The sequence below is a fragment of the Marinobacter shunpengi genome, assembly GCF_045449715.1.
Classification (GTDB): Bacteria; Pseudomonadota; Gammaproteobacteria; order Pseudomonadales; family Oleiphilaceae; genus Marinobacter.
Window position 1 is genome coordinate 346,053 of sequence record NZ_JBJJLA010000015.1, and the last position, 16,828, is coordinate 362,880.

Below are 16,828 nucleotides of genomic sequence, written 5' to 3' on the forward strand. Positions count from 1 at the left end.
TTATCGCCCGGTGTACCGGTTACTTTAGGAGACTACCGGAAGGCACAATCCTGGCGCCCTGTCCGATGACTCATTATCTTTGATAGGTTACATCGGTAGGGATACACTTGCTGCCTTTGAATTGTTACGAGGTGCAACCATGTTTACCGGCATTGTTCAGGGCGTCGCCACCGTGGATTCCGTCGACTCCCGCCCCGGCCTTACCACCTTTGTGATCGCCTTTCCCCCCGGATCCGTGGATGGCGTAACCATTGGCGCCTCCGTTTCCATCGACGGCACCTGCATGACGGTCACCGCCCAGCAAGGCAACCGGCTCTGGTTCGATGCCATGCAGGAAACGCTGCGACTCACCACCCTGGGCCGGCTCACCCCGGGCAGCCGGGTCAATTTCGAGCGGGCGGCCCGCATTGGCGACGAGATCGGTGGCCACTTGCTGTCCGGGCATGTCCATACCACCGCCCGCGTTGTGGGCCGGGAGCAACCGGAAAACAACTGCACCCTCACCTTCGAGGTGCCGGAAGCCTGGCACAAGTACCTCTTTGCCAAGGGTTACATCGCGGTCAACGGCGCCAGCCTGACCATCGGCGATGTGGAGGACGGGCGCTTCAACGTGCACCTGATACCGGAAACCCTGCGCGCCACCACCTTTGCCGATGTGCAGGTGGGAGACGAGGTGAATATCGAGGTGGACAGCCAGACCCAGACGATTGTCGATACGCTGGCCCGGATGGGATACGACAAGCCGCCGCGCTAACGGGTTTGATTGAAGGGGGCAGCTAACGGGGCCTGGACGCCCGGAAAACGACAAACTTCGGCGATGCCCGCAACTGCCGGACATCGCCGAAGACCGAACGAAGGCTTCGGTGGTAGCCCAGGTGTCGGTTACCCACCATCAGCAGCTCGCCCCCCTCGTCCAGGCATTGCGCTGCCTCGGCGAACAGGCGCAGGGCGATATGGTCGCCCACCACACCCCCCTCATGGAATGGCGGATTCAGCAGGATACGCTGGAACCGACCGGCATCCGCCGGCACGCCATCGGAATGGACCAGGCGACATTGTTCCCCGGCCACCCCCAGTGCCCGGGCGTTGGCGCTGGCACTGAGGACGGCCTGGGAGGAAATATCCGCAAAGGTCACCGACAGGTCCGGCCTGGCGGACAGGGCCTCCAGGCCCAGCACGCCGTTGCCACAGGCCAGGTCCAGCACCCTGCCCCCCGCCGGCAGTGGGCTGACGGCGTCCGGAATCAACGGCAACAACTCCCGGGTGCCGATATCCAGACGTTCCCGGGCGAATACCGCCGGCAACGCCCGGATCGACAGACCGGACCCCGGCGTGGCGTATCCCTTCCAGAGTCCGCCCCAGCCATCCAACCCGTCGGTGCCGGGACGGCACAGCACCATGCGGGCCTTTTTCCGGGCCGGGAACACCGTCTCGGTGGTAACCCGTTCCTGGTAAAGTCCCGCAGCCTGTTCCGGCAGGTGCTTGATCATCCCACCGGTCAGCAACCAGCCGTCCGGACGCAGGGCCCGGTTGACCCATCTCAGCAGGAATTCCAGGTAGTCGAGCTGGCGTGGTACCTTCAGAACCACCGCATCAAAAGGCCCACCCTCGTCCATTGGAGCTTCGCCAAGGCCCGGTTCGTCCAGCCAGCTCCGGACTGGGGGCACAGCCAGGTTATTGGCGGTCGCATTGTGATCAAGGGCATCCACCAGGGAAGCACTGTCCGCGATAACCGTGGGCACGAAGTCCGCAAGCCCCAGGGCCAGGGCACCAAAACCATCATCCACCACCGCCACCCGGTCACCGGGTGTAAGCCTCTGACGGGCTTCGGCCACCAGTTGTTCATCGGCCGCGTCCCAAGCCCTCAGGTCCCGACCGCCGCCATGGGGGCGCCGCAGGTTGAGGACCCGGTCGCCAACGGTAAAACCTGTGTTGCAATCAGCCTGGGTCAAGACAACACCCGGGCCTGGTAGACCGCGAACCGCCGGTCTTCGAACAGTGTCTGACAGGGTCCGATACACTGTTCCAGCAGAGGCTGGTAAGGCAGGAAACGGTTGGCCACCAGCCGCATCTCGCCACCTGGCTGGAGGTGACGGCGGGCCTCCCGCAGGAAGCGTTCGGTCATGGAGGTATCAGTGCGCACGCCGGAGTGGAACGGCGGGTTCGTCACGATGGTCCGGTAACGGCCCAGGTCAGCGGGCAAGCCATCACTGGCAATAATCTCACCCCGGGCACCGTTACGCTGGTAGGTCTGCCTGGCGCACATTACCGCCTGAGCCTGGACGTCCACGCCATCCACCGGCCCCAGGTCGGGGTTGCGGGCCTGTAGCCAGGCGCCGATCACCCCGGAACCACAGGCAAAATCCAGCACCGGCCCGGCAACCGGCACGTCCGACAGGCTTTCCAGCAATCGTGCGGTGCCCTCGTCCAGGCGGCCATCACTGAAGATGCCGGGCATGTTCGCCACCGCCAGTTGGATGCCTGCCGCATCGAGTTCGTGCCACTGGAGCCAGGCAAGCGGATCAAACGCTCCTGCCGCGCCGGCCAGGCTCGCAACCCAGACCTGGCAATGCCGGGCACTGTCCACCTTGCGGGCGTCCGGCGCCAGGGCCTGTAACTGCCGGGCGGCGCCGGCAATGCCCTCGCGCTTCTCGCCCACCAGTACCAGTCGGCCGCCATCAACCAGCAGCGCCCGGGCCATGGCCAGTTGCATCTCCAGTGCCTGGCGGGCCTTGGGAACAAACAGCACCAGGGTATCCAGGGGGCGGTCCCACTCATCGGGCAGATCATAACCGAAACTGACCCGGCAGCGGTCAGAGCCTGTCAGGGCATCCGCCAGACCGGCGTGCTCGGTGACCACCAGCGCCGGTGCGTCACCAGTTTCCAGCCCGGCGGGAAGGTGCGGTACGGGCAGGCCAATCAGCCCCACCCGCCCGCTCATCAGGTCGGCATTGCGCTCAAGCGCCGCAATGGCGTTGAGGCCGCTGGAGGGTTCGCTCATGGATCGGCACGGCGGGCAGAACGTACCGGCTGGCCGATCAGTTCCCCGATGCTACGCTCCTTGATAGACGCCTGGTCCGCCTCGCTGCTGATGCTGAGCCCCAGGTCCCGCAGCAGGCCGTCGGCCACATCGTAGATAAAACCGTGCACGGTGAGCGGCTGCCCCCGTTTCCAGGCGTCCTGCACGATGCTGTTCTGGCACACGTGCTCCACCTGCTCCACCACGTTCAGTTCGCACAGGCGGTCCACCTGGTCCTGTTCCGACGGCTGCTGGTCCAGCACTTCCTGGTACTTGTCGCGCACATCCTGTACATGACGCAGCCAGTTGCCGATCAGGCCAAACCCCTCGTCCTTGAGGGCAGCCCGGACACCGCCACAGTTATAGTGCCCCACCACCAGTACATGCTTGACCTTGAGCACCTCAATGGCGAACTGAAGCACCGACAGGCAGTTGAAATCGGTATGGACCACCACGTTGGCCACGTTACGGTGGACAAACAGTTCACCCGGCATCAGATCCACAATCTGGTTGGCGGGTACCCGGCTATCAGCGCAGCCTATCCATAGGTATTCCGGTGCCTGCTGGTTGGACAGGCGATGAAAAAAGTCCGGGTCTTCCTGCTTGATGCTATCCGCCCATGCCTGGTTGCTTTTCAGCAGATTTTCCAGTGTTTTCATGCCTTCGGTCTCCGTTCAGCCTCAATGGTCGCGGACAAGATTGAACGGCATTTGCCGGTGAATCGCAATACCCCCTTGGTCCCAGAGAGCAGTCCCGGACTTCCCCCACGACGGCCCGATCCAGGGTCGGCAATCATTCCATGGTTTCCGACAGGGGCGCGTGGATACTGCTCTGGGCCAGGTCCAGCAACTCCCGCAGGGCGACCGAGAACATCGCGTATTCCGGCTGCCGGGAGCTTTTCAGTTCCGCGAGCATGCCCTTCCAGCGCCGGACCATCACCTCGTGCTGACTCATCCAGGTTTCCACACAGGCGTCCACCTGTTTGTAGTCCTCTGCCATCCTCAGTACCCCGGTGGTCAGGGCCCGCTGCTGCCAGTCCAGGTCCTCCCGGAAGCTCTCACGGGCCAGGGCCTGCCAGTGCGACGTGGGCTTGAGGTTGGCAATGGCCCCGGCAAACCAGTTCAGGTCCAGGCGCTCACCCAGGGTGTAGTAGAGGTTGGCCACGGTCTTGAGGGGGACACCGGCGGACTCGTGAACCTCGATGATGCCCAGGGCGGAATAGAGGTACGAGCTGCCGGACACCACCGCCGCCAGGTCCTCGGGAACGCCCTGCTTCTGCAACTTCTCATTCTGGCTTCGCCACTCCTTCTCGACACCGGCTCCCAGGTAGTCGGCCAGGTTGGCGGAGATGCGGCTGATGCTGTCGGTAAACCGGTCCAGGTGGCCCTGGATATTGAGTTCGCTGCGGCGGTTGCGCAACAACCAGCGCACGGCGCGGCGGATCAGCCGCATCAGGTCGTTCATCAGACTGATCTGTAGCGAGGCCGGCACCTTGTAGTCCAGTTCCTCGATCCGGCCCCACCAGGTATCCAGCCGGAACACATCCCGGGCGATGATCCAGGCCAGGGCGATGGCCGGGGCATCAGCACCAGTGGACTGGTTCAGCCGCTCCACGAAAGTGATGCCCATATGGTTGATCATGTCATTGGCGATCTGGGTCGCAATGATCTCCCGGCGTAACTGGTGGTCCTCCAGCTCCCGGGGGAACTTCTCCACCATCGGTTCGGGAAAGACCTTGTGCATCTCGGAGACCAGTAACGGGTCGTCCGGCAGGTCGCTGTCGATCAGGACCTGCTTCAGATCCCCTTTGACATAGGCAATCAACACCGACAGCTCGGGCCGGGTCAGGGCCTTGCCATCCATCTTGCGTTCTTCCAGCGCTTCCTCATCCGGCAGGAATTCCAGCTCCCGGTTGAGCTTGCCGGCCGCCTCGAAGGCATTCATCAGCCGGCGATATTCCTCGATCCGGGTGACGGCTCCCTCGTTGGCCACGGTCAGGGCCTGGGTCTGGCGGTAGTTGTTCTTCAGCACCAGGGCCGCCACTTCCTCGGTCATGTCCTCAAGCATGCGGTTGCGCTGCTTCTGGGTGAGATCGCCGGCAGCCACAATGCGGTTGAGGAGGATCTTCATGTTCACTTCATGGTCGGAACAATCCACCCCACCGGAGTTATCGATGAAATCGGTATTCAGGCGACCGCCATTCAGCGCGAACTCGATACGCCCGAGCTGGGTCATGCCGAGGTTACCGCCCTCGCCCACGATCCGACAGCGCAACTCCTTGCCGTCGATACGCAGGTTGTCGTTGGCCTTGTCACCCACTTCGCTGTTGGATTCCCGTGTGGACTTGACGTAGGTGCCGATGCCACCGATCCACAACAGGTCCGCCTGCGCTTTGAGGATGTGGGAGACGAGCATGTTCGGCGGCACCCGGTCCGACTTGATACCCAGCAGCTTCTTCATCTGCGGGCTCACCGGAATCGACTTGGCGCTACGACTGAACACCCCGCCACCCTCGGAGATCAGGGACTCATCGTAATCCGACCAGGCCGACCGGGGCATCTCGAACAGGCGCTTGCGCTCGGCGTAACTCTTCCCGGGATCCGGATCCGGGTCCACGAAAATGTGCATGTGGTTAAAGGCTGCCACCAGCCGGGCCTTGTCCGACTGCAGCAGGCCGTTGCCAAAGACATCGCCGCCCATATCACCAATGCCGATCACCGAGAAGGTGTCCTCGGCCGGGTTGATCCCCATCTCGCGGAAGTGACGTTCCACCGATACCCAGGCGCCACGGGCGGTGATGCCCATCTTCTTGTGGTCATAACCGTGGCTGCCGCCGGAGGCAAAGGCATCGCCCATCCAGAAGCGGTACTCCTCGGCCAGCCCGTTGGCAATATCGGAGAAGGTGGCGGTGCCCTTGTCCGCAGCGACAACCAGGTAATGGTCATCGCCATCGTGGCGGACAACGTTCACGGGTGGCTCGATGCTGGCGTCAATCAGGTTGTCGGTGATGTCCAGCAACCCGCGGATGAAGGTTTTGTACGCCTCGATGCCCTCCGCCTGGAACGCCTCCCGATCGGACGGATCCGGCAGCCGCTTGGCCACAAAGCCGCCTTTGGCCCCCACCGGTACGATCACCGCATTCTTGACCTGCTGCGCCTTGACCAGACCCAGGATCTCGGTGCGGTAGTCCTCGAAACGGTCCGACCAGCGCAGGCCTCCACGGGCCACCTTGCCGCCGCGCAGGTGCACACCCTCGACCCGGGGCGAATACACGAAAATCTCGAACATGGGCAGCGGCAGCGGCATATCCGGAATGGCGGTCGGGTCCAGTTTCACGCTGATATAGGACTTGGACCTGCCCTCGTTGTCCACCTGGTAGTAGTTGGTGCGCAGGGTGGCGTGGATCAGTTCCAGGAACAGCCGCAGGACACGGTCTTCACTGAGGTTATCCACCTCGTCGAGGCCGGCGTTGAATTCCAGTTCCAGTCGCTGCTGGGCCGCCTGACTCTTGGCCTCACTCTGCTGCCGGGACGGATTGAAGCGGGTGTCGAAGGTCTGCAGCAACAGCCCGGTCAGGTCCACATGGCTGACCAGCGTGTTGGCAATGAAGGTCTGGCTGTTACTGAAGCGTATCTGGCGCATGTAGCGGGCGTACGTGCGCAGGATGGCGATATCCCGCCAGCCCAGGTAGGCGGACAGCAGCAGCTTGTTGAAGGCGTCGTTTTCCGCCTCGCCGAACCAGACCCGCTGGAACAGTTCTTCGAATATGGGCCGGATACGGTGGAGATCCACCACCGCCCCGGACCGGGCCTGGAGCGAGAAATCATGGATCCAGACCACGCGACCGTCATGGTCCACAATCTCGAACGGATGTTCGCCGATCACCCGGAATCCCAGGTTCTCGAAGATGGGCATGACATCGGACAGGGGGAGCTGTTCGGTGGGATTGAACAGCTTGAAATGAACGGTGCTCTCCTCTTCCTCCAGAGCCCGATAGAAGCTCATGGCCAGGGGACGACCGTCGATCACGGAGCTGATGTGCTCCAGGTCAATGGCGGCACGCCGGGGCGAGAACATGTCCTGGTAGCTGGCCGGGAAGGCCGAGGCGTAGCTCTGTAGCAGCTCGTTGCCCCGCTCCTCGCCACAGGTTTCGTGCAGGGCCTCCGCCAGGCCGTCCCGCCAGGACTGGGCCAGTTCGACGACCCGCTCCTGGAGCTCCTTCACCGGCAGCCGGCGGCTGCCCTGCTGGGGTACCCGGATGGTGAACTGGACCCGGGCCAGCACCGACTCCGAGAAATGGGTGATGAAGCTGATGTCCTCAGCCTCCAGCCGGTCGCAGAGGACCCTCTCCACCTTTAGACGGAGCTCGGTGTTGTAGATATCCCGGGGGAAGAACGCCAGGCAGGTCACGAACTGGCCGTACACATCCTCCCGCATGAACAGGCGGATCTGGCGCCGCTCCTGGATATAGAGGATATCCAGAGCGGTCTGGTACAGCTCGTCCAGCTCCACCTGGAACAGTTCGTCCCGGGGGTAGACGGTGAGGATCTGCTCCAGCTCCTTGCCGGCGTAATCGTCCTGCATGAACCCGGAGCGTTCCAGCACCTCACGGACCTTGCGGCGCAGCAACGGGATACTTTCCGGGCGATCGCTGTAGGCACGGGAGGTATACAGGCCCAGGAAGCGGCGCTCACCCACCACTTCGCCCTTGCTGTTGAACTTCTTGACGGCGATATAGTCGGGGTAGGCAGGCCGGTGCACCCGGGAACGCTGGGCCGACTTGGCAAAGATGAACAGCTCGTCGGTGCGGGTCATCTGGCGCCGGGTGCGACGGGGCAACTGCCGCAGGGCCACTTTCTCCCGCCGTTCATTGTTGACCCGCAGAATACCCAGTTCTGAATCCGGCACCCGACAGACATTGGTGCCCTTCTTGTCGGTGACAAAATCGTACTCGTCGTACCCCAGGAACGTGAAATGGTCGTCCATCAGCCAGTCCACGAAGGCCCGCGCTTCCTCTACATCGTCCGGGGTGATGTCGGCGGGGGAACTGTCCAGCTCCCCGGCGATTTCCTCGGCCTTCTGTTTCATGGCGCCGAAGTCCGACACCACAATACGCACCTCGTGGAGGACGTCCTGCAGCAGGTTTTCCAGGGATGCCAGGTCCTCCTGGTCGCTATGGCGGTCGATTTCCAGCACAATAAAGGCTTCGATATTGCTGCCGTCCTCCGACGCTTCGGGTCCGTCCAGGGATTTGAGCACGCCCTTGTCGTCACGCTCCACGGTCATGATGGAGTGATGGATGGTGTGGGTGCCGATATTCCGGCTGTTGATGGCAATGCGCACCGAATCGATCAGGAATGGGATATCCGGGTGCAGGATAAAGATGACTGTATGGGTCGACTGCCAGCCGTCACTCTCGAGGTCCGGATTGAAGACCGATACCGGTGTCTGGTCTGCCGCCCGCTTCTGCAGGAACTGCCAGGCCGCCATCACTGCCCCGTAGGTATCATGGAACTCCCTTTCAAGCAGTTCTTCCAGGGGCAGGTGCAGGAGGTAATGGCGGGAAAAGCGACTGATCCGTTCCGCTTCCTTCTTCGACAGCTTGCGGAAAAACTCCGTGTCCAGTTGCTCAAGGAACTGATCCTTGCTGGTGACGGTCAGGGTATTCATCAATCACCTCTGCAGTCCGGGTGCCTGCCGCGGCACGCAGGCACGGATGTGAACGAATGGTAACTCCAGCATAGTCAAACCCTTGATAATTTGCTGTAAATTCGCAAAAAATTCGTAAGTTATAACCGAGACAATACAACCTTCGGAGTAGTCAGCCCGATGTCCTCCCTGCAACAGACCTTTGGCGATCTCAAGGACCGCCTTTCCCAGCGCATTATCGGCCAGCATGCCCTGGTGGAACGCCTGCTGATCGCTCTCCTGGCAGACGGCCACCTGCTGGTGGAAGGAGCCCCCGGCCTGGCCAAGACCACGGCCATCAAGGCGCTGGCGGACAACCTCAGTGGCGACTTCCATCGCATACAGTTCACACCGGACCTGTTGCCGTCGGATGTCACCGGCAGTGAAATCTACCGTCCGGAAACCGGCCAGTTCGAATTCCAGCGGGGGCCGGTGTTCCACAACCTGGTACTGGCGGATGAGATCAACCGGGCGCCGGCCAAGGTCCAGTCGGCCCTGTTGGAAGCCATGGGCGAACGCCAGGTCAGTGTGGGCATGCGCACCTTCCCGCTACCGGCACCGTTCATGGTCATGGCCACCCAGAATCCAATCGAGCAGGAGGGCACCTATCCACTGCCGGAAGCCCAGCTCGACCGTTTCCTGATGCATGTGATGATCGGCTACCCGGAGACCTCAGCGGAACGGGAGATCCTCCACCTGGCCCGACAGGAAGCCAGGGAGGGTGCCACCAGCGCGGGTGAGCCGGTAACTGCGGAGCAGGTCCATCAGGCCCGCCAGTCGGTGAGCGAGGTTTTCATGGCCGATGCCGTGGAGGACTACCTGCTGGCACTGGTGCTGGCGACCCGGGATCCCCTGGCCCTGGACGATGACCTGGCCCGCTGGCTGGCCTTTGGCGTCAGCCCCCGGGGCACCATTGCCCTGGATCGCTGCAGCCGCGCCCTGGCCTGGCTGGATGGCCGCGACTACGTGACCCCGGACGACGTACGCGCCATCGCCCCGGATGTATTGCGGCACCGCCTGATACTCACCTTCGACGCCGAGGCCGGCGGCATCACCCCTGACGACGTGGTCAACCGCCTGCTGGAGCGGGTGCCGGTCACCGCCTGAAACCGGGAGTCAGCATGTTCAGCAACGCCGCCACCCATCACCAGCACCGGGTCACCGCCGACCTCCGGCACCTGTTGCTGTTGCAGGCCCAGGCCCGCACCCTGCAGATGCCCTCGGCCCGACGGGCCCTGCGGCAGAGGCGCGGGGGCCACCATTCGGTGATGCGGGGCCGGGGCATGTCCCTGGCCGAGGTCCGCCCCTACCAGCCCGGCGATGACGTGCGCCGCATCGACTGGCGTGTCACGGCCCGCCGGCAGGAACCCCACACCCGGGTCTACGAGGAGGAACGGGAACGCCCCGTGCTGATCCTGTGCGACCTTGGCCCCGGGCTGTTCTTTGCCAGTGAAGGTTCCTACAAGCAGGTACGTGCCGCCGAACTGTCGGCCCTGCTGGCCTGGGTCGCCCACGGTTCCGGCGACCAGGCCGGGGGCATCGTGTTCGGTGGCGAGAGCACCGAGATTGTCCGGCCCTCCCGGCGCCGGCGCTCGGTCATGCAACTGCTCAATGCCCTGTCCGCCCACCAGCGACACCAGCCGGCCACCATGGCGGAGCCCGGCAGCGATGGCCTTAACGACGCACTGACCGAGGCCCGCCGCATCGCCCATACCGGCAGCCGGCTGTTCGTGATCAGCGATTTCCAGGGAGCGGACGGCGACACCCGCTCCCTGCTGGCGGGACTGGCCATGCACAACCAGGTCACCGCGGTACTGGTAACCGACCCCCTGGACGATCACCTGCCAGGCCATGGCGACTACGCCGTGGGAGGCGCTGACGGCACACTCTGGTTCGACGGTGACGACCGGGCCCTGCAACGGGCCTGGCGGGAAGACTCGCAGTCCCGGCGCAGCGCCCTGGAGAGCCTGTTCCGGCAGACCGGCACCAATCTGCTGACCCTGGCCACCGAGGAGGATCCGGTGACCCTGATGCACGGGCTGACCTCATCAGGAGGACGCCTGTTGTGATACCCGACAATGTCCTGGAACAGCTCAAGGATATCCACACGCCCCCTCCCGCCGGCTTCTGGCCACCGGCGCCGGGCTGGTGGATGCTGGCAGCCCTGCTGCTGGCAAGCATCGCGGTGGTAGCCTTCCTGGCCTGGCGACGTCACCGCCGCCAGGCCCCGAAACGGGCCGCCCTGGCCCGGCTGGCGAACTACAGCACCCCGGAGCAGCCGGGCCCCGACTGGTATGCCGGCCTCAACCGCCTGCTCAAGGAAACCGCCCTGGCCCGTTACCCCCATGACAATCCCGCCAGCCTCAGCGGCGATGACTGGAGCCGTTTCCTGGCACTGACCTCCGGTGACCCGGAGCGGCCCTGGCAACAACTGGTGGTGGCCAGCTACCGGCCCGCCAGCGACCTTGTGCCCGGCGACGCCCGACAACTGGCGGAATACTGGATCCGGAGGCAGTCATGGTGAACCTGGTCTGGCCCTGGCTACTGGCACTTCTGCCACTTCCCTGGCTGCTGAAGCGGCTGGCGTGGAGTTCCCGGACCACCACCACAGACACGGTGGCGGCCCCGATCCTGCCCATCCAGTCCCGGCTGCGGGGCCTGCCCGGCGTCAGCCCACAGGGTGCCGGCCGGCGCCCCTGGCTCACGGTGGTACTGGCCCTGGCCTGGGCGCTGCTGGTCATTGCCCTGGCCCGCCCCCAGCATGTGGGCGAGGCCACCCATGTGCCCATGACCGGGCGCGACCTGATGCTGGCGGTGGATATCTCACCCAGCATGGAGGAACGTGACATGATCCTCCAGGGCCGCCCCCTGAACCGGCTGGAGGCGCTGAAGCTGGTGCTGGACGACTTTATCCGCCAGCGGGAGGGCGACCGGCTGGGTCTGCTGCTGTTCGGATCGGAACCCTATATCCAGGCCCCGCTCACCTTTGACCATGGCACCCTGCTCACCCTGCTGTCCGAAGCCGGCCTCGGCATGGCCGGACGGGCCACCGCCATCGGTGATGCCATCGGGCTGGCGGTAAAACGGCTGCGGGACCGTCCCCAGGAACACCGGGTGCTGGTCCTGCTGACCGACGGCGCCAACACCGCCGGCAACCTGACGCCGGAAAAAGCCACCGAGATTGCCGCCGACAGTGACGTCCGCATCCACACCATCGGTATCGGTTCGGAATCAACCATCCAGCGAGGGCTTTTCGGCAGCCGCCGGGTCAACCCCTCCAGCAACCTGGACGAGGAACTGTTGCGGGACATTGCCGGGCGCACCGGCGGCCACTACTTCCGGGCGCGTAACCTCGAGGAATTGCAGGGCATCTACCAGGAAATCGACCGGCTGGAGCCCCTGGAACTGGAAGGCAAATCCTGGCGGCCGGTCACCGAACTCTATGCCTGGCCGGCGAGTGCCGCCCTGGCCCTTTGGCTGGGCGGGCTGGGCCTGGCCAGGGGACGCGCCTTGCTGTCACTGTTCAACCGGGGCGGAGGGCGCACGGTATGATCGATTTCCAGTTCCTTCGCCCCCTGTGGCTCCTGCTGTTGCTGGCGGTGCCCCTGCTGTACTACCTGCTTCGCTCACTGGGACAGGGCCATACCCGCTGGCACCAGGTCATCCCCCCTGCCCTGCTGAAACCGTTGTTACCCGGCGGAAGCGGCGCCACAGGGCCCGGCAGGGGGCAACGGCTGCTGGCGCCACTGCTGCTCGCCGTGGCGGCCATCGCACTGGCGGGGCCTTCCTTTCGTACCGCCCCGTCGCCCCTGCAACAACAGGATGACTCCCTGGTGGTGGTGCTGGACCTGTCACTGTCCATGCTGGCCACCGACGTCAAACCGGACCGGCTGACCCGGGCCAAACGCAAGATCCGTGACCTGCTGGCGGCCCGGGAAGGCGCCTACACAGGCCTGGTGGTCTACGCCGCCGACGGCCATGTGGTCACCCCCCTGACCGACGATCGCCGTACCGTGGAGGGCCTGCTGTCCGCCGTGGACCCGATCATCATGCCGGCCCCGGGGAACCGGGCCGACCTGGGGGTGGCCCGGGCAATAGAACTGCTGGATCAGGGGGCACCCGGGCGGGGCCGCATCCTGCTGATTACCGACGGTCTCAACCCCCGCTATGGCGCGGCCATTCGGGACCGTTTGAACACCACCGGCTGGGAACTGGACGGACTGCTGGTGGGCACGGAAAGCGGCGCCCCCGTTCCCGTGCCGGAGCGGGGGTTCCTCCGTGACGGCGAACAGGTGGTGATCGCCAGGGCCACCCTGCCGGAACTGGCATCCACGGCCCGGGCCAGCGGTGGTGGGGCACTGCACATGACCACCTCGGACCGGGACATCTCCCGGCTGCGGTTGCGGGCTCAGGACCACGACGAATGGCAGGAGGCGCGGGAAGAGCGCAGCACCACCCGCCGCCAGGACGACGGTTACTGGCTGCTGTGGCTGGCCCTGCCCCTGGCCCTGGTGGGCTGGCGACGCGGGGCGCTGGTGATGGTCGCCCTGGGCCTGACCTGGGTACCGTCCGGACCGGCCCGGGCACTGGAGTGGAACGATCTCTGGCAGACGCCGGAACAGCGAGCGCCCCAGCTTATCGAGGAAGATCCCGCCAGCGCTGCCCTGCGGCTGGACGATCCCCAGTGGCGTGGTACCGCCCTGTACCGGGACCGTCAGTATGAGAGTGCGGCCGATGCCTTCGCCAACGGCCAATCCGCCGATGCCCACTACAACCGGGGCAACGCCCTGGCCCGGGCCGGCAAGCCGGAAGCCGCCCTCTCGGCCTGGGAGGAGGCCCTGGCCCGGAACCCGGACCATGACGCCGCCCGACACAACCGGGACGTCGTTCGCCAGTACCTGAAACAGCAGGAGCAGCAGCAACAGGGACAACAACAATCCGACCAGTCCGATCGGCAGCAACAGGGCCAGGATTCCCAACCCGGCAACCAGGACCAGCCACCGCCCGGTGAGCAGGCTGGTCAGCAGGACGGCTCACAGGATCAGCCTGGCGGACAGGGCTCCGGAAGCCAGCAGGGACAGCAGGCCGGTCAGGAGCCCATGGACGGCCGTTCCGACCCGCAGCAGGATCGGGAGGAGGCCTCCGAGGCCGGTCAACAGCCGGGAGAGGCCGAAAACGGTCGCCGCGAACAGGCCGGGATGGCCGAGGGCCAGACAGAGCCGGCGGAACAGGGTGACGCCGATACGCTGACCCAGTCCCAGCAGCAATGGCTGCGCCGGATTCCAGACAACCCGGGTGGCCTGCTGCGCCGTAAATTCATGCAACAGTCCCGTAGCCGCAACATTCAACCGGACGAGAACGACACACCATGGTAATTGCATCCCACCGGTCATGGAGATTCCTGCTGGTCCTGCTGGCGCTGCTGCCCTTGCAGGCGCTGGCCCAGCAGCCCCGGGAAGAAGCCTATATAGAGCTGTCCGCCAGTGCGGATGAAGTCTATGCCCAGCAGGAGCTGCGCCTCACCGTCAAGCTCTACTACACCAACCAGGTGATCCAGGGGCAACTGACCGACCCGGAACACCCGGATGCGGTGATTGAAAAGCTGGGAGAACAGAAGCAGTACCGGGAACGGGTGGACGGCGAAAGTTACCGGGTGGTGGAACGGAACTATGTCATCTTCCCCCAGAAACCGGGGCGCCTGCAGCTACCGCCGCTGGATTTCCAGGGCACCGCCCGCCATTCCCGGGGACACCACTACCGGATATCGGATTCCGCCGTACTGTTCCCCGTGAACGTCAAGGATGTGCCGGCGGAGTTCAGTGGCGGCACCTGGCTGCCGGCCACCGATCTGTCCATCAGCGACAGGGGGCTCGAACGAACGGGGCCGGTGACGCCCGGCGATAACCTGACACGCACCCTGACCCTGACAGCCCGGGGGCTGCCCGCCACCACCCTGCCGTCACTGGATATCCGGTATCCCGATGCATTGAGAAGTTACCCGGAGCCCGAGCAGCGGGAATCCTCCGCCACCGCCGATGGCGTTCTCGGTGAACTGCAACAGACGGTGGCTCTGGTTCCCGTATCCGCTGAAGGCGGTGACATCACCCTGCCGGAAGTCCGTATTCCCTGGTGGGATGTCAACGAGGACCGGGAGAGGGTTGCGGTATTGCCTGCCCGTACCATCGAGCTGGCGGCGACGCCGGGATTCGGCCAGGAAACCCGAGATGGCCCTGCCGAGCCGGTGTCGGAGGAGGCGACTCCGCCGCAGTCGGCGCCGGAGTCCGCACCGCTGACCGGCCACTGGTTCTGGCCGCTACTGGTCGCCCTGCTGGCATTGGGGTGGGCCACTACCGTGGCCGCGTGGTGGCTGCACCATCGCCGCCGGCAGGCCGCCCCGGTGGTCACTCCGGTCGTGGAACAGGGGGAGAAGGAGCGCTTCCGAGAGCTCTGTGATCAGGCCCGAGAGCAGGATTCACGGTTCTTTAACGGACTTCCGGCGTGGGTAAGTGCCCTGGCGGGCCGGGACTGCCACACCAGCGACGCCGCCCTGGCCATCCTGTCCGACCCTCAACTGTCGGCCTTGGTGAACCGGTGGCGGGAGTCACTGTTCCGCGACGGTGGCGGCGAAATGCCTGACGGCCAGGCACTGGTCAGCGCCCTGAAGGCGGCGCGCACAAACTGGCAGAACAGACCGTCCAGCAGAAGCCATGGCACCCGGCAGGTACTGCCGGACCTCTACCCGGATGGGCTGAATCCCTGACCGGGGACGAACGTCAGTGAAGCTGTTCGTCGATGGTCAGCAGCACCGGCTCGCTGTCGCCGCTGACCACGGGTACCGGTTCCTCGCGGATACCCTGGTAGTCACCGGGCTGGGGCTTGGCGGCACCCGATGGGCTGATACGGGCCGCGACCACCACCTCATCGGCTCCCGAGATCCGGAACTGGGGCGCCATGGCCAGCCGGTCGTCCAGGCGCAGGTTAAGGGGCAGTTCACCGGCCCGCAGCCGGGCAACCGCCAGGGGCGCGGAGCGCATGTCCGGCGTGCGGGCGTAGACAAACAGCGTGGTGTCCGGTGATATCTCACCGGCAAACGCCTCGTCCAGTTCCACCCTGACGTTCACTCCCCGGTCGGATAGCCCGTCACTGGCTGGCTGCTCCGCCTGCACACGGTCCGGCACATCCATACCGAGCCGCTGGTAGGCGCGACTCACGCCCTCGCGGATGGAGGCAATCTGCGGGTGGTCGGGGGCCACGTCAATGATTGTCTCCCAGTGTTCGATAGCCGCCTCGTAGTCTTCCCGCTCAAAGGAATGGATACCCAGCAGGCCCAGGGTGTTCACCTCATTGGGGTTGAATTCCCGGGCCCGGTCCATGGCGCGGTTCACCTCATCGGTGAGCGCCCCCTGGCTGTCAAAGAACCAGGCCTGGGCCGACAGGCCCCAGGCCGTTGCCCTGGCGTTGTCGTCCGGCACCACTTCCGCCAGGCGTTCGAACGCCCGGGCGGCCTCCGGGTAGCGTTCCATGCGCATGTAGCTGCGGCCCAGCATGGCCCAGCCATCGGGATTATCCGGTTCCTGCTCCAGGCGTTCGGAAAGCTGCCTTGTGAGCTGGTCCATCTGGGCCATGCGGTCGCCCCCGGTAGTTTCCTGGAGCTCTTTCATGGCCTGGTACTGTTCCACCTTGCCCAGGGCGCCCCATTCCCCGTAGAGCAGCACGACACCGGCCGGCAACAGCACCACCGCCAGCACCACCACCGCCCAGGTGCTGCGACGGCGATAATCCATGCGCAGGTCTTCTGCCCGGACTTCCTTCGGGGCGCTGACGTCCTTCGGAGACTGGCCGTCGCCAACGTCATCCAGCATGGCCCCGGCCAGCTCGTCCCGGAGCATGCGGAAATTTTCCTCATCGATGATGCCCTGCTGGTACTCCTCCTCCAGCTCCGTCAGCCGGGTCCGGTAGGCCAGCAGGTTCTGATTACGGATGTCGGCGTTAATACGGCGCCCGGGGCGGCCGAACACCAGTGGATAAAGGATAAACAGGAAGGCCAGGCCGACAAGTACCGCCGTGGTAATCCAGAAGGTTTGGGTCATAGAAACAGTCGTTCAGTTGGGTGCGGAATGG

12 protein-coding genes are annotated in these 16,828 nt (G+C 64.7%); 7 read left to right on the top strand and 5 right to left on the bottom strand.

The genetic code is table 11. The features are described 5' to 3' along the window. The first annotated feature begins 139 nt into the window (after positions 1-139). Positions 140-754, top strand: coding sequence for a riboflavin synthase subunit alpha (locus ACJO3T_RS09585; RefSeq protein WP_406964399.1), 615 nt, complete (start codon positions 140-142; stop codon positions 752-754). Positions 755-776: 22 nt separating this feature from the next. On the opposite strand, the gene ACJO3T_RS09590 is transcribed toward ACJO3T_RS09585, so the two are convergent. The 4 genes from ACJO3T_RS09590 to ACJO3T_RS09605 form a co-directional block, all read right to left on the bottom strand. Then, positions 777-1,952, bottom strand: coding sequence for a class I SAM-dependent methyltransferase (locus tag ACJO3T_RS09590; RefSeq protein WP_406964397.1), 1,176 nt, complete (start codon positions 1,950-1,952; stop codon positions 777-779). Then, complete coding sequence (locus tag ACJO3T_RS09595; RefSeq protein ID WP_406964396.1) at positions 1,949-3,001, bottom strand: class I SAM-dependent methyltransferase; 1,053 nt, start codon at positions 2,999-3,001, stop codon at positions 1,949-1,951. The genes ACJO3T_RS09590 and ACJO3T_RS09595 overlap by 4 nt, the downstream gene beginning before the upstream one ends. After that, complete coding sequence (gene can / locus ACJO3T_RS09600) at positions 2,998-3,678, bottom strand: carbonate dehydratase (RefSeq protein ID WP_406964395.1); 681 nt, start codon at positions 3,676-3,678, stop codon at positions 2,998-3,000. The genes ACJO3T_RS09595 and can overlap by 4 nt, the downstream gene beginning before the upstream one ends. A gap of 133 nt (positions 3,679-3,811) precedes the next feature. Next, the gene (locus ACJO3T_RS09605) at positions 3,812-8,689 is read right to left on the bottom strand and encodes an NAD-glutamate dehydrogenase (RefSeq protein WP_406978378.1); all 4,878 of its coding nucleotides are present in this window, start codon (positions 8,687-8,689) and stop codon (positions 3,812-3,814) included. Between the two features lie 159 nt (positions 8,690-8,848). On the opposite strand from ACJO3T_RS09605, the gene ACJO3T_RS09610 reads away from it, so the two are divergent. From ACJO3T_RS09610 to ACJO3T_RS09635, 6 genes are read left to right on the top strand one after another with little or no spacing between them, the layout of a single operon-like run. Next, positions 8,849-9,814: an AAA family ATPase gene (locus ACJO3T_RS09610; RefSeq protein WP_406964393.1), complete on the top strand. Its 966-nt coding sequence runs from the start codon at positions 8,849-8,851 to the stop codon at positions 9,812-9,814. A 14-nt stretch (positions 9,815-9,828) separates the two neighbouring features. Continuing rightward, the gene (locus tag ACJO3T_RS09615; RefSeq protein ID WP_406964392.1) at positions 9,829-10,776 is read left to right on the top strand and encodes a DUF58 domain-containing protein; all 948 of its coding nucleotides are present in this window, start codon (positions 9,829-9,831) and stop codon (positions 10,774-10,776) included. Further along, positions 10,773-11,231: a DUF4381 domain-containing protein gene (locus ACJO3T_RS09620; protein ID WP_406964391.1), complete on the top strand. Its 459-nt coding sequence runs from the start codon at positions 10,773-10,775 to the stop codon at positions 11,229-11,231. Before ACJO3T_RS09615 ends, ACJO3T_RS09620 begins: the two co-directional genes overlap by 4 nt. Then, complete coding sequence (locus tag ACJO3T_RS09625; protein ID WP_406964390.1) at positions 11,225-12,259, top strand: vWA domain-containing protein; 1,035 nt, start codon at positions 11,225-11,227, stop codon at positions 12,257-12,259. Before ACJO3T_RS09620 ends, ACJO3T_RS09625 begins: the two co-directional genes overlap by 7 nt. After that, positions 12,256-14,082, top strand: coding sequence for a VWA domain-containing protein (locus ACJO3T_RS09630; protein ID WP_406964388.1), 1,827 nt, complete (start codon positions 12,256-12,258; stop codon positions 14,080-14,082). Before ACJO3T_RS09625 ends, ACJO3T_RS09630 begins: the two co-directional genes overlap by 4 nt. Beyond that, positions 14,076-15,467: a protein BatD gene (locus ACJO3T_RS09635; protein ID WP_406964387.1), complete on the top strand. Its 1,392-nt coding sequence runs from the start codon at positions 14,076-14,078 to the stop codon at positions 15,465-15,467. Before ACJO3T_RS09630 ends, ACJO3T_RS09635 begins: the two co-directional genes overlap by 7 nt. A gap of 13 nt (positions 15,468-15,480) precedes the next feature. On the opposite strand, the gene ccmI is transcribed toward ACJO3T_RS09635, so the two are convergent. Continuing rightward, on the bottom strand, positions 15,481-16,797 hold the full coding sequence (ccmI, locus tag ACJO3T_RS09640) for a c-type cytochrome biogenesis protein CcmI (protein ID WP_406964385.1): 1,317 nt from the start codon (positions 16,795-16,797) through the stop codon (positions 15,481-15,483). Positions 16,798-16,828 lie beyond the last annotated feature (31 nt).

Bases quoted from the DNA above. Each gene is read 5' to 3' on its own strand.
- ACJO3T_RS09625 (WP_406964390.1), top strand. From the start codon at position 11,225: ATGGTGAACCTGGTCTGGCCCTGGCTACTGGCACTTCTGCCACTTCCC.
- ACJO3T_RS09630 (WP_406964388.1), top strand. From the start codon at position 12,256: ATGATCGATTTCCAGTTCCTTCGCCCCCTGTGGCTCCTGCTGTTGCTG.
- ACJO3T_RS09595 (WP_406964396.1), bottom strand. From the start codon at position 3,001: ATGAGCGAACCCTCCAGCGGCCTCAACGCCATTGCGGCGCTTGAGCGC.
- can (WP_406964395.1), bottom strand. From the start codon at position 3,678: ATGAAAACACTGGAAAATCTGCTGAAAAGCAACCAGGCATGGGCGGAT.
- ACJO3T_RS09585 (WP_406964399.1), top strand. From the start codon at position 140: ATGTTTACCGGCATTGTTCAGGGCGTCGCCACCGTGGATTCCGTCGAC.
- ACJO3T_RS09605 (WP_406978378.1), bottom strand. From the start codon at position 8,689: ATGAATACCCTGACCGTCACCAGCAAGGATCAGTTCCTTGAGCAACTG.
- ccmI (WP_406964385.1), bottom strand. From the start codon at position 16,797: ATGACCCAAACCTTCTGGATTACCACGGCGGTACTTGTCGGCCTGGCC.
- ACJO3T_RS09615 (WP_406964392.1), top strand. From the start codon at position 9,829: ATGTTCAGCAACGCCGCCACCCATCACCAGCACCGGGTCACCGCCGAC.
- ACJO3T_RS09635 (WP_406964387.1), top strand. From the start codon at position 14,076: ATGGTAATTGCATCCCACCGGTCATGGAGATTCCTGCTGGTCCTGCTG.
- ACJO3T_RS09610 (WP_406964393.1), top strand. From the start codon at position 8,849: ATGTCCTCCCTGCAACAGACCTTTGGCGATCTCAAGGACCGCCTTTCC.